Source organism: Leptotrichia sp. OH3620_COT-345 (genome assembly GCF_003932895.1).
In the GTDB taxonomy this organism is placed as follows: domain Bacteria; phylum Fusobacteriota; class Fusobacteriia; order Fusobacteriales; family Leptotrichiaceae; genus Pseudoleptotrichia.
The window spans coordinates 64,489-77,800 of the sequence record NZ_RQYW01000004.1; the positions used below are offsets into that span (position 1 = coordinate 64,489).

Here is a 13,312-nt window from a genome sequence, read left to right on the forward strand (position 1 = left end):
TAAACTTAATTTTTCGGATTAAATAAAGGAAATACAAGCAAATGCGATATTCCTATAATAAACACAGAATAAATTAAAGGATTGTATTCATAAGCTTTCTTTAAATTTAAACTTATAAGTTGAATACTTGCCCTTGTTAATCCTATACTCCAATAATTAATTCCGAAAGGTTTTAAAATTAAACTCAGTGGTGTCGGCAACTTAAAATAATAAAAAATATAAATTACAATCGGGAGACTTATATACAAAAATATATTTCCTTTATGATAATTGTACAGTAATAATAGATATTTTTTCATATATTATATGTTACATTAAAGCATTCATTATTAATTTAAAATTGTATTCTTTTGTTTTCTTTGAAATCATAAACCAGTCTATTACTGTCCACACACCGCAGGCACCACATGTCAGAAATTTAAGAATTCCTAATCCTGTTTCTCCCAACATGAACCTGTCAATACCCCATTGCCCTAAAAATATTGAAATCAAAATCATTGTAGAAGCATTTTTCAATGAAATAAACTGTAAACGATCAGCATTTTCTTTCGGTAATTTTCTTATTCTTTCTTTTAGCATATAAATTTTATCTGACGGCAAATTATTTGAATGAGCCATCAAAAAATTATTCACAAATTCTTCACTTACTGTTACATTTCTTCCGGTATGAAAATTTCCCTGCATTTGAAAATCATCATAAACACTTTCGTTTGTCGTTCCTTCTTTCTTCATATAAGCATCTTCTCTCATCTGTGAATCATAATTGTTATCTTCATTTACCATTGCTTTCCTCCTCATTATTTTTTTATTAATTATATAAAAATATCTATGTATATGTCAACATTTATCTAACATATAAAATTTTTATAAATGATAATTTTAATAATAATATAATAATTAACAGCAAAAATTCATTAAAAAATCATTTTTTCTTTATTTTCCGAATATCAATTAATAAAGAGGCTCTATATGAATTAAAACTCTTTTTATATTTTTATATTTATGTTTTATAAATTTGGAAATTTTGTTTGATATTTCATGGGCTTCATGAACCGACATCGACTTATTTACTCTTATATCAACAAAAATATAAACATTTTTCCCTGAAGTAGTCATTCTAAAATCGTGGGCATTTTCTATTTCTTCAAATTTAAATACATCTTTTTTTATATTTTCAAGTAATTCTTCATCCTGAGAATCAAGAAGTATTAAAGCATTCTCCTTTATAAGTTTATACCCTTCTCCGATAATATAAATTGATATAATTATCCCTATTACCGTATCAAAGACAGGATTTATAACCGCAAGAAAAATTCCTGCAAGTACTGCCGATGATACCGCTATATCAGCCTTATAGTCTTTCAAAAGAGAATTTATAAGCTGTCCTCTGTAGGTTTTTGTTTTATATTTCATAAATATCAATTGGAAAATTTTTATTATTATTGCCGTTATAGTTACTAAAATAGGAATCGGTCCTATAAGAATATGATTTTCATTTGAAAATGTGTTTCCAATATTTCCCTTTATTAAATCAAAAGCTGTAAGAATAATAAAGGTTCCGATTATAACACTGAAAACCGATTCTATTTTACCATGCCCGAAAGGATGATCCTTATCTTCAGGATTTGAACCGAATTTTAATCCTATTATTACAAGTATGTTTGTAATCAGATCTGAAAGAGAATTTATACCATCTGCAAGTAAAGAAGTGCTTTTAAACATTATCCCTGAAATAATTTTCAGTAATGCAAGTACTATATTTATTAAAATAGCAAATTTAGATACAAAAAATAAATTCTTTTCCTGTTTCTTATTTTCCGTTAAATTTTCTAAAATGTAATTATTTTCAGTTTTTATAAACCTCTGTTTTTCAAGAAAATTATTCATTTTTTTATGGTTTTTTACTATGAGAGAATCAAAATTGTTATTTATAAGCCAGTTTATAATATATTTCAGTAATATTGTTCCGTACCCGTTATTTCTCAACCTATTTATTATGAATATTCTTTTCAATTCAGTATTTTCCTTTAATTCAATAACTGCATATCCGTAAATTTTTTCTTCGGAATATAAAATAAACAGCTTTTCCTTATCATTATCAAATCTAAATTCAGAATCCATACTTTTTATTTCCGCAATTTTATTTTTTTGTTTGTTATTATCCCATAAAATAATATTCATAGTCGTTCTCCCTGAATTAATTATATGATAAAAAAATAGCAATGAAGTATTCTTTTCTTGCTATTACCTTTAATTTATATTTTATTATTTGTCATACGCCGAACCTTTGAAAAAATCTCACCGCCGGTTTCTCAGATTAAAAACTCAAAAACAGCGACCCTGTAAACCTAAAGAAATCGATTTAGTGCTGCTTCGTTCCCAACCTGACACGGTTCACCGACTCTCTACAATACAGGACTGTCTTCTCAACATTTTTAGTCTGAGGCTTTGGCACTGAAACTATCCTCAGGCTCGACATCACCTCTACTAAAGCGGGTTGTAGATATAGGGCACCGCTAACTCCCCGGCTAGTATGACAATAATTATACTATCACTTTTTTATTTTATTGTCAATTACCTTTTTAAACTTAACAGGACAAAAATGAAAATCCTTTAACAATCATTAAAATATTTCCATCTTTTTGTATCAATTTATTTTTTCTATTCGATAATAAAATCATATTTGCATTTATCAGAATAATCTGACATAACACAAGTATTCTATAAAGAAAGAGTACTTAAAGATTAATAAATTAAAAATGAGATAAAAGAGACTGGTTAATTCCTTTCTTTTCATTATAATTGTACTTAACGAGTTCCCAATATCCGTATTCAATCTTATAAGGATGTAGCAGTTATACAAGATATTATTATTTTATTGTTCCTTATATATTTTAAATACAGACTGACCGGGTAAAACCTTAATTTCACCTTTGTTTCTCAACCTTTAGAGGTATCAATATTTTATAGGTCTTTTTTTATTCTGTTACAGCCAGTATTGTTTGAAAAGGATTTAAAATTATTCCATTTTCTTTAACTTCAGGATTTTCTATATTTGTAAGTAATATTTCTTTTATCTTGAAGTTTACAGAAAATTTTATATCCTGCTTTTTATTTGAAAAATTATTTACACAGATTATTTTATGTTCATTATCCGTTCTTAAATAAGCTATAACTTCATCATTTTCAATACTAACAGGTATAAATTCCCCAAAAATAAGACAATTCGAATATTTACTGTTTTGTCGAAGCCTTATCATTTTTTTATAATAAGATAAAACTGAACTTTTATTCTTTATTTGTGCTGCAACATTTATATTTTTATAACTGTCATTCATTTTTATCCATGTTTTTACAGGTATTTCTGAAAATCCTCCATTTTCATTGGCATTCCAGTGAAAAGGAGTTCTTGAATTATCTCTGCTTCGTCTATTTACATGGTAAAGTGCTTCTTCAGGAGAATATCCTTCTTTTATAGCACGATAATATTGATCTTTACTTGCTATATCATCAAACTCTTCTACTGATTTTCTTTCAAAGTTGCTTATCCCCAATTCTTGTCCCTGATATATGAAAGGTGTCCCCTTTAGAAAGAAAAACAGACTTCCAAGTAATTTTGCAGTAAGTTCACCGGCATTTTCCCCGAAATATTTATCAATACTCCTCGGTTGATCATGGTTTTCAAGAAATGGAGCACCCCATCCGTATTTCTGAATTATTTTCTGACTTTGAAATATTTTTTCTTTTAATTCTTTTACGGTAAAATTTCTTCTTCTGAAATAAGTTCCCTCTTCCATGTCCAAATCAGCATAGTTGAAATCAAATATCATTGAAAAAAAACCGTTTTCCCCTATAAATTTTTCATATCTGTCATACTCCAAGTCAGGAGTTTCAGCAACTGTCACACAATTATATTTTTTAAACGTTTCATTGCTTAGCTCCTCAAGAAATTCTTCTATTCCGGTTTGATTTAAAGTATATTTTATATTGAACCCGAGCCCGTCAACCCCGTCAACAGGCAAATCTAAATATCTCTGATCTTTTTTAATGGAATTAATAGCATCTATCCTAAAGCCTGCAATACCTTTTTCCAACCAATAATTTACCATTTTGTAAAGCTCCTTCCTCACCTCAGGATTTTCCCAATTCAAGTCAGGCTGTTTTTTTGTAAATAAATGTAAATAATACATTTCATTTCCGTCTTTATCCCTTTCCCCCTCGATTTTTTCCCAGACCGAACCTCCAAAATGTGAACGCCAGTTTGTAGGAGGAAGTCCGTTTTTTCCTCTTTTAAAAATATAATAATCTCTATATTTACTCTCAGGATTTTTTAATGCTTCCTGAAACCATTCATGTTCGTCAGAAGTATGATTTATTACTAAATCGAGAATGATTTTTATATTTCTTTTTTTTGCTTCTTTTATGAGATTGTCCAAATCTTTCAATGTACCGAATTCAGGAGCAATATCGTAATAATCTGAAATATCGTAACCGTTATCGTCCATAGGAGATTTAAATATCGGACATATCCATATAAGAGTTATACCTAAGTCACTTAAATAATCCAATTTTTCAGTGATTCCGTTCAAATCTCCTATACCATCGTTATTACTGTCATAAAAACTTTTCGGATATATTTGATAAGCCACTTCTTTTTTCCACCATTCTATATGCTCTTTTTTATTATTCACTTTTATTTTTTCCTCCTTATTTATAAATGAACTGTTTCTTTGCCGTGAAGACCCATCGTCGCTTTCACATTCTCACTATCGGCTACAAAATTTTTTCATGAAATTTTGAATGTCGAAGTTCTACTTATTATTTAACTTATATATTTCTATGGCCATTACAATTTAACTTCACTTTTATTTAAAAGCATTTTTACAATTTTAAGCCCTCTTCAATATTCAAATTTTACTGCGTAAAAAATATGTAAAGTAAGCATTGCAAAAACATTCTTTTTGTTTTTTTTACAGCGAACTGGCATTTTTGAACTTCAGTAAAATTTGAGTTGAATTGTTTTTTGACCCAACCTTTTTTATAAAAAAGTTGGATATATTTTTTTCAAAAAAAGCTTAAAAAGTCTGAAATAATAAGATTTTATATTTCAGACTTTCACATTCCGTTTTATCAATTTTTTATTTTTAATTTTACTATTTAAGTTCAGGCCAGTATCCTTTATTAGCTTCTATCAAATCATCTAATATTGCTTTCGCCACTGTTGCACTAGGTACAGTTCTTGATAATGTAATCGCTTGCCATAATTTTTCATAAGAACCTGTAATCCATGCTTCTACTACAAGTTTTTCAACTGAAACCTGCTGTTCCATAAGTCCTTTCTGAAATTGAGGAATTTTCCCCTGACAAATTCTTTCCGGACCGTTTGAACCTACTATACAAGGAACCTCAACCATCGCAGTCGGATCAAAGTTTGAGACTGCTCCGTCATTCTCCACTATAAGAAGCATTCTTTCATGAGTATTATACGCTATTGCCCTTGCCAAATCCACTATATATGAAGCATGATCATCCACATGAAGCTTTGTTCCCGCAGAAGTTCCTTTTTCAGCAATTGCTTTACATTCACCGAATACAAACTTCTCTCTTCCTTCCATTACTTCATTTGCCCTTGTATGATTAGGATTTGAATGGGCAACTACATAATCAGGGAAATAATAATATTTCAAATATGTATTCGGTAATGTATTCTTATCAAGTAAACATACATCTTTTGCTTTTGTAAATGTATCACTCCAGCTTGCTTCAGTATTTTCTCCTTCAATTTCTACATTATAACCTACTTTTTCAACTTGCTCTCTTAATTTCGGCATTAAGTCATTTCCTTCTTTATCCCTTATATCTGTCCACCACCCGAAATGGTTCAATCCGAAATATCTTATTACCATATCTTTTCTTGATTTTAATCCGAGCATTTCCGCCATTCTTAATTCAATTCCGATAGGCATATCACATATATTTAATATTTTCGAGTCAGGTCTGAGTCTTCTTGTAGCTTCGGCAACTATTGCGGCAGGGTTGGAATAATTCAACATCCATGCATTTGGAGAATACTTTTCCATATAGTCAACCAGTTCAAGCACTCCTCCTATAGATCTCATTCCGTATGATATTCCTCCCGGACCGCATGTCTCCTGTCCCACTACTCCATGCTTTAAAGGTATTTTTTCATCTTTTTCTCTCATGGCATATTTTCCGACTCTTATATGTGCCATAACAAAATCTATATCTGTAAATGCTTCTTCAGGATCTACAGTATAGACAAATTTAATATCAGGAGCTTTTTCTTTTATAAGTATCTCACAGGCTTTAGCTATAATTTCCTGTCTTTCCTTGTCATTATCGTAAAACTTGATTTGTCTTATTGGAAATTTTTCCAGATTTTCCAGTAACATAAGTACTATCCCCGGAGTAAATGTACTACCGCCCCCTGCAACTACAATTGAAAATTTTTTCATTTGAACTACCTCCTAAATAATTTATTTTATTTTTTGTTTTATTATAAATGAGCCTTTTTTGATTTCAAATTTATTATATTCCTTATTTTTAATTTTGTCAAGACATTTACGTAAATCTTTTTATAAATTTGAAAACATTTTCATAAAAGATTATAAATTATAAGAAAAAAATACAAAACTTATACCTTTATTTAACATATATTCTTTATTTATATAATAATCAGATAAAAAACATATAGATAACCTATATTGTTATTTCTTCTATTTTAATATATAATAGTTTAAATAATACGAAAGGAATTAATATACATATATGAGTAAATATAAGGAAGTATACAATGATATTAAAAATAAAATAAAAACCGGCACTATAAATCCCGGTGGTTTCCTAAAAAGCGAATCCGAATTAGCTCAGGAATACTCCTACTCCAAAGACACTATAAGAAAAGCTCTTTCTTTACTTGAAGTAGAAGGATTTATTCAGAAAATAAAAGGTAAAAATTCTCTCGTACTTGAAAAAACATATTTAAAAAATATATCACTTTCTTCTATACAAACTTTTCAGGAATTAAATAAAATCAAAAACCTGAATGTAAAAACAGAAGTAATCAGCTTATATATTGTTCAGGGAATCAAAGAATTAATGAAAACTTTTCAAGTATCTGAAAAAGCCGATTTTTATAAGGTAACCCGTACTTATTGTTTGGACGGAGAAGTTTTAAGTTACGATATTTCCTATTTTGACAGAAAAATCGTTCCTTTCCTGAATAAAAAAATTGCTCAGAAATCCATATATGAGTATATTGAAAAAGAATTAAAACTTAAAATATCTCATTCCCGTAGAGAAATCAAGTTCAGACATGCTACTCCTGAGGAAAAGAAATATATAGATTTAAAAGATTTCAATATGGTTGTCATCATTGAAACTCACGCTTATCTTTCAAACGGTTCTCTCTTTCAGTATGAAATTACCGCTCACCGTCCTGATAAGTTCACTTTTTCAGCTATAGCTAAAAGATGATTTTTTAAAAATTTTATTAATTTTTATATCAATTGTACTATTTTTTCTGAAGTCTCTATAATTTATAAAGCAAGTGCAAAAAACCTATTTACTGTAATTTAAACTAAATTAAATATAGAGTATGTAATCATAACCATATTTGGAAATTATCTAAATTATGAAAAAGAGTGTGAGGGCATTAATGCCCTCTTTTATTTTACTCTATGCTTATTAATGCCTATTATCCTTAATGATCTTTACCTCAATATTTTTAAATAAATTATTTTTTTATAAGTTCTTCCACTCTGTCTCTTACCTGTGGAACAGACAGACCTATTATTACTTGTATAGCTTTTCCTTTTTTTACTACTCCGTGTGCTCCGGCCTGTTTAAATACAGAATCCGGGTGAAGTAACTTTTCATCTTTCACACTTACTCTCAATCTTGTAGCACAGTTATTCAGATCTTCTATATTCTCTTTTCCGCCGAGAGCTTCAAGTATTATAATTGCCTGATCCATATACATATCATTATCAGAACTTTCTCCACTTTTTTTCGCTTTATAATCAGCTTTAGTGTACAGTTTAGTTTCAGCTTCCTCCTCTTCCCTTCCCGGTGTAGCCAGATTCATTTTTTCAATGAGAAATTTGAATACAAAGAAATATATAGCTGTAAATACAAAACCTATTGCGATCTGTGTAAACATCATACCGCTATGATTTTTAAACATCGGTATCCAGTTTTGGAAAAGAAAATCCAGTAATCCTCCCCCGAAATTTCCGACAACTCCGAAAGCATACATAACTGCAGCCATTGTTGCCGCCAATATTGAATGAACTGCAAACAATACAGGCGCTATAAACAAAAATGTAAATTCAAGAGGTTCAGTTATACCTGAAACTACCGCTGTGAGTACTGCCGGTATAAGAAGCCCTGCAACTATTTTTTTCTTGCTCGGTTTGGCAGTTACATACAATGCCAATGCTATCCCTGTACAACCGAATATTTTGGAATTTCCGTGAAGAGCAAATCCTCCCTGTGGAAATAATACCTTTAAAGATTCCATGCTTGAAGAAAATTCTTGTATATGTTGTGTCCAATAAGCAGTTATCCCATTTTCAACAACTGCCGGTCCAAATATGAACGGCCCGTAAATAAAATGATGAAGTCCTGTAGGTATAAGTATTCTTTCAAGAAATGTATAAATCCATACTCCTACAACTCCTGAAGCTACAAGCAATCCTTGTAATGCAGCTATACCTAACTGTATTTTAGGCCATACTATAACAGTTATCAAGGCACAAGGTATCATTACTATAAATCCTACAATATATACAAATACCGAACCTTGAAATATTCCCAGAAAATCAGGTAGTTTTGTGTCAAAGAATCTGTCATGAAGATAAACAACTATTCCTGCAATTACAATTGCTCCAATCAAACTTGTATCAAGAGTTTTTATACCTGCAATCGTTGTAAGTCCGCTTGTTCCTCCAACTTCCTGACTAAAATCCACTCCGAATCCCCATAAAGTCAGAAAACCGTTTACAAAATAATTAAATGTACAATAAAGAGCGAATGTTTCCAGACATGCTCTTGCATTTGCTTTTTTTGCCAAACTTACAGGTAAGCCTATTGCAAATAATAAAGGCATCTGTCTGAATACTGTCCAACCCCCTTCTTCTATGAGCTGCCAGAATTTAAACCATTGGGTGTCCGGATTTGCAATGCTCCCCATTACTCCCGGATTTTTAAATACTGAAGTCAGCCCCACTACTAATCCCGCGAATGCAAAAAATAGTACAGGAGTAAACATTGCTCCTCCAAAACGCTGAATTTTTTTCAACATAAAAAACTACCTCCTAAATAAAATTTTTTTTGTTCTGAATTTTATTGTATCTTATAAGTTTGGTATATCCCATATTTTATTTTTTGTCAAAAACATTTTTTTTAATAATTGTTTTTATTTTATTTATTCTAATCCTTTTTAATAACTTGATTTTTTTCTTTATTTACAATATAATAACAAAAAGACGAAAAAAAATATATATTTTTTCGTATGAATTAATTTTATTAATTTATATTAAAAATTTATATAAATATATAACGAAAATAGAAAAAAATTTTTTCGCTTTTTAGGAGGTTAAATAAATTGAAAGATATATATTTCTCTCAAAGTATTATAAACACTGTAAAAAATGATATAAATATTGATTTTTCAAAAAAAATAACAAAAAGAGAAAGATTATTTCTAAAACTGCTTTTTTTTAAAATTATTTCCAATCCGAAATCTTTAAATAAATTAGAAATAGAGCTGAATGAAATGGTATCGACTTTAGGACTTTCTTCTATAGAAGAGTTCCAAAGTTTCTTGAAAAAACTGACAGAAAAACATATTCTTTTTGATATATCCACTAAATCGGGAAAATATTCAGGAATTTTTGCTTTAATTTCTTCTTTTATTTTAAGTATGAATTTCTGTCAGATTTTCTTTACTGAAGAATTCAAATATTGTTTTTCCAATAAAAAAAATATATTTTCCCTATTAGAAATTGAAAAATTCATATTTATGGAAGACGCATTTTCTTTCAATCTTTACAGCAATATAATAAAAATGTCCGACAATAAGAAGGAATTTACACTACCCTTAAGTTCTTTAAAAGTATATCTGAACTCTACAGATAAATATAAACGATTTTTTGACTTTGAAAAACATATTTTGAAAAAAGCTGTTTTTGATATTAATACTTTTACAGATTTTCATATTAAATATAGAAAGATAAAATCAGGAATAAAAGCAAGTAATAAAATTGTATCTATTAACTTTACAATAAGGAAATCCAAACAGATTCCTATTCTGTATGATGATACAATTTACAAAATGCTCGAACTTGTAAAGGACAGAGTGGAAAATCCTGAAGAAATTTATAATCTTTTCCTGCTTTACTCTTTGAAAAGAGGACATAAATATGTATATGATAACATAGATTACCTAAAAAACAATTCTTCTGAAAACTTTGAAAAAAAACTGAAAAGAGCTCTACTCCTTGATCTTGCTGCAAACAAGCTTAAACTTTATGTAAATATAAATGAAACTGTAAAATCTCCTGCAATGTTACACAACATACTTATGCAAAATATAAACTTTATTAAAACATATTATCCTAAAATAGACATACTCCAATATACTACAGGCTCACTGAACTTGAAAAATATACGCTTTTTCAAAGATCAGGATGTTTTTGAATTTTCCAATGATGAGCTGGAATTATATATTAAATATCATTCAAATAAAAAATCCGTTATCAAAATTTATCTTCCTGATAACATTATTAAAAAAATTAAGAAAGCGAGGCAAAATAATGAGAATACTCATAGTTGAAGATGAAAAGAACTTAAATGATATTATTGTAAAAAAATTGAAAACGGAACATTACGGAGTAGATAGCTGTTTTGACGGTAAAAGTGCTCTCGAATATATTTTATCCGTTGAATATGATGCAATTATTCTGGATATTATGCTCCCTAAAATGAACGGCTTTGAAGTCCTGAAGAAAGTCCGTTCTGAAAATATTAAAACTCCTGTACTTCTTTTAACTGCACGTGATAGTATTGAAGATAGGGTAAAAGGGCTTGATCACGGAGCTGACGATTATCTTGTAAAACCCTTTTCCTTTGATGAATTGTTGGCACGTATACGTGTCATGTTAAGGCGTACTTCCGACAATGCCAATAATATCTTTACTTTGGCGGATCTAACTATAAATCTGGATTCAAGAAGTGTTATAAGAAATAATACTTCAATTAAACTTTCTGCTCGTGAATTTACAATTCTTGAATATATGATAAGAAATAAGGAAAAAGTACTGTCAAGAGAGAAAATTGAACAGCATGTATGGAACTATGACTATGAAGGAGGAACAAACGTAATAGATGTATATATAAGATACCTGAGAAAAAAAATAGATGATGGTTTTACTCCAAAACTCATACACACAGTCAGAGGAATCGGGTATATATTAAAGGAGGGAAATGAATAAACTGTCTATTAAATTGAAAATAACTTTCTGGTATATGAGCCTGATGACAGGTCTTGTAATAATATTTCTCGGAATTATTTTCTATATAAGTGAAAATATTATACGAAATTCCGTATATAATACTCTAAAACAGACTGTCAATAATGCCGCTCAGGAAATTGATTTTTATGGAGATGGTCTTGAAATAGATGCAGACCTTCAAATATTTAATAACAATATTTATATATCAATTTACGATGACTCGGGTTTTATTTATGGAAACTATCCTTTGAATTTTAAAGATGAAAAAATATTTTCCCATAATGTTATAAAGTCTATAAAATATAAAAATGAAAAATGGTATATTTATGAACTTAAAAAAAATTATGAAAGTTACGGAAATATATGGATAAGAGGAGTGACTCCCGCTTCCGAATCCGAAGGAGTACTTGAAATTATAATTTTTATTTCCCTTGTAATTTTACCCTTTTTCCTTATATTTGCAGCAATAAACGGCTATATAATAACTAAAAATGCTTTCAAACCTATTGAAAAAATAAGAAATGCGGCAGAAAAAATAAATGAAGGAAATGATTTATCCCAAAGAATAAATATCGGACAGGGAAATGACGAAATTTATTCTTTAGCAAATACTTTTGACACAATGTTTGACCGTCTGCAAAATTCTTTTGAAAATGAAGTTCAGTTTACTTCAGACGTTTCTCACGAATTAAGAACTCCTATATCAGTTATTATTTCTCAATCTGAATACGGAGTTGAATATTCGGATTCTCTGAATGAAACTAAAAAAATTTTAAATATAATCTTGAAAGAAGCCCAAAAAATGTCTAATCTTATTTCCAGACTTTTAACTTTGGCAAGGATAGATAGAGGACATCAAAAACTTAATCCGGAAAATATAAATGTAAGTGAACTTGCTGAAATTGTGATTGATTCTCAAAAAAATGAAGCAAAAAAGAAAAATATTACAATTACCGGAAAAATAATTCCCGACTTATATATGACAGTCGATGAAATGATGATTATGAGAGTATTTATAAACCTTCTCTCAAATGCTGTTTCTTACGGAAAAGAAAATGGAAATATTATTGTAGAACTGTTTCAGAATAATGGCAGCCTCATAGGAAAAATAACTGATGACGGAATAGGTATTTCTCATGAAAATATAGATAAAATATGGATGAGATTTTTTCAGGTTGATACCTCCCGTACAGGGGATAATATAGGATTGGGATTATCAATGGTAAAACGGATTATAGAAGCACATAAAGGAAAAATTTCGGTACAAAGTGAACTTGGAAAAGGAAGTGTATTTACATTTGAAATACCTTTAAATATTGAAATTAAATCGAAAAATTAAAGTTCTCATTTTTCTTTAATGTTTTAATGATATAATATTTTTACAAAAAAATGTTTCATAAAATATAAAACAAATTTGGAGGATTAAAAACAAAATGAGAAAAAAAATATTAAAAATAACATTATTAGGAATGATGCTACTCTCTCTTTTAACATTCGGAAATAAAAATACAAAGTCAATGTATTCAAATTTTTCCACTAAAACTCAGAGTAACTACATAGGAGAAAGTAAAGCAAAATCAATAGCACTTGCAAGAGTTCCGGGAGCTAAAAATCGTCATATCGTAAAACTGCATCTTGACCGTGAAGATGGAAGAGTCGTTTATGAAGGAAAAATAATTTATAACGGGGTTGAATATGAATTTGATATTGATGCGGTTACAGGAAAAGTTATAAGTTGGGATGTAGACAGAGATTAATTAAATTACAGAAGAAAA

General features: G+C 29.2%; 11 protein-coding genes and 1 other RNA gene. 5 read left to right on the forward strand and 7 right to left on the reverse strand.

All coding sequences use genetic code 11. The features are described 5' to 3' along the window. Positions 1-5 precede the first annotated feature (5 nt). The 6 genes from EII29_RS03615 to EII29_RS03640 form a co-directional block, all read right to left on the reverse strand. Entirely contained in the window at positions 6-248 is a 243-nt protein-coding gene (locus EII29_RS03615) for a DUF2752 domain-containing protein (RefSeq protein ID WP_199726016.1), read from the reverse strand. A gap of 61 nt (positions 249-309) precedes the next feature. Next, complete coding sequence (locus EII29_RS03620) at positions 310-783, reverse strand: TM2 domain-containing protein (protein ID WP_158612459.1); 474 nt, start codon at positions 781-783, stop codon at positions 310-312. A 168-nt stretch (positions 784-951) separates the two neighbouring features. Continuing rightward, positions 952-2,181, reverse strand: a complete 1,230-nt coding sequence (locus EII29_RS03625; protein ID WP_125236184.1) for a GNAT family N-acetyltransferase — start codon at positions 2,179-2,181, stop codon at positions 952-954. 91 nt (positions 2,182-2,272) lie between these two features. After that, positions 2,273-2,537, reverse strand: an RNA gene (ffs, locus tag EII29_RS03630) — signal recognition particle sRNA large type. A gap of 441 nt (positions 2,538-2,978) precedes the next feature. After that, positions 2,979-4,691 carry an alpha-glucosidase gene (locus EII29_RS03635; RefSeq protein WP_125236185.1) on the reverse strand — a complete coding sequence of 571 codons (1,713 nt, stop codon included), beginning with the start codon at positions 4,689-4,691 and terminating at the stop codon, positions 2,979-2,981. Positions 4,692-5,153: 462 nt separating this feature from the next. Continuing rightward, on the reverse strand, positions 5,154-6,476 hold the full coding sequence (locus EII29_RS03640) for a 6-phospho-alpha-glucosidase (protein ID WP_125236186.1): 1,323 nt from the start codon (positions 6,474-6,476) through the stop codon (positions 5,154-5,156). 313 nt (positions 6,477-6,789) lie between these two features. Here EII29_RS03640 and EII29_RS03645 point away from each other — a divergent pair, with 313 nt between their 5' ends. After that, a complete protein-coding gene (locus EII29_RS03645; RefSeq protein WP_125236187.1) occupies positions 6,790-7,497 on the forward strand; it encodes a UTRA domain-containing protein in 708 nt (235 codons plus the stop codon). 259 nt (positions 7,498-7,756) lie between these two features. Here the strand turns inward: EII29_RS03645 and EII29_RS03650 are convergent, their stop codons facing one another. Next, positions 7,757-9,325 carry an alpha-glucoside-specific PTS transporter subunit IIBC gene (locus tag EII29_RS03650; RefSeq protein WP_125236188.1) on the reverse strand — a complete coding sequence of 523 codons (1,569 nt, stop codon included), beginning with the start codon at positions 9,323-9,325 and terminating at the stop codon, positions 7,757-7,759. 303 nt (positions 9,326-9,628) lie between these two features. On the opposite strand from EII29_RS03650, the gene EII29_RS03655 reads away from it, so the two are divergent. The 4 genes from EII29_RS03655 (at position 9,629) to EII29_RS03670 (ending at position 13,294) form a co-directional block, all read left to right on the forward strand. After that, a complete protein-coding gene (locus tag EII29_RS03655; RefSeq protein WP_125236189.1) occupies positions 9,629-10,858 on the forward strand; it encodes a replication initiation protein in 1,230 nt (409 codons plus the stop codon). After that, on the forward strand, positions 10,839-11,516 hold the full coding sequence (locus EII29_RS03660; protein WP_125236190.1) for a response regulator transcription factor: 678 nt from the start codon (positions 10,839-10,841) through the stop codon (positions 11,514-11,516). The genes EII29_RS03655 and EII29_RS03660 overlap by 20 nt, the downstream gene beginning before the upstream one ends. Then, entirely contained in the window at positions 11,509-12,876 is a 1,368-nt protein-coding gene (locus tag EII29_RS03665; RefSeq protein WP_125236191.1) for a cell wall metabolism sensor histidine kinase WalK, read from the forward strand. Before EII29_RS03660 ends, EII29_RS03665 begins: the two co-directional genes overlap by 8 nt. 94 nt (positions 12,877-12,970) lie before the next feature. Then, positions 12,971-13,294 (forward strand): PepSY domain-containing protein, encoded by a 324-nt coding sequence (locus tag EII29_RS03670; protein ID WP_125236192.1) that lies wholly within the window; start codon positions 12,971-12,973, stop codon positions 13,292-13,294. Positions 13,295-13,312 lie beyond the last annotated feature (18 nt).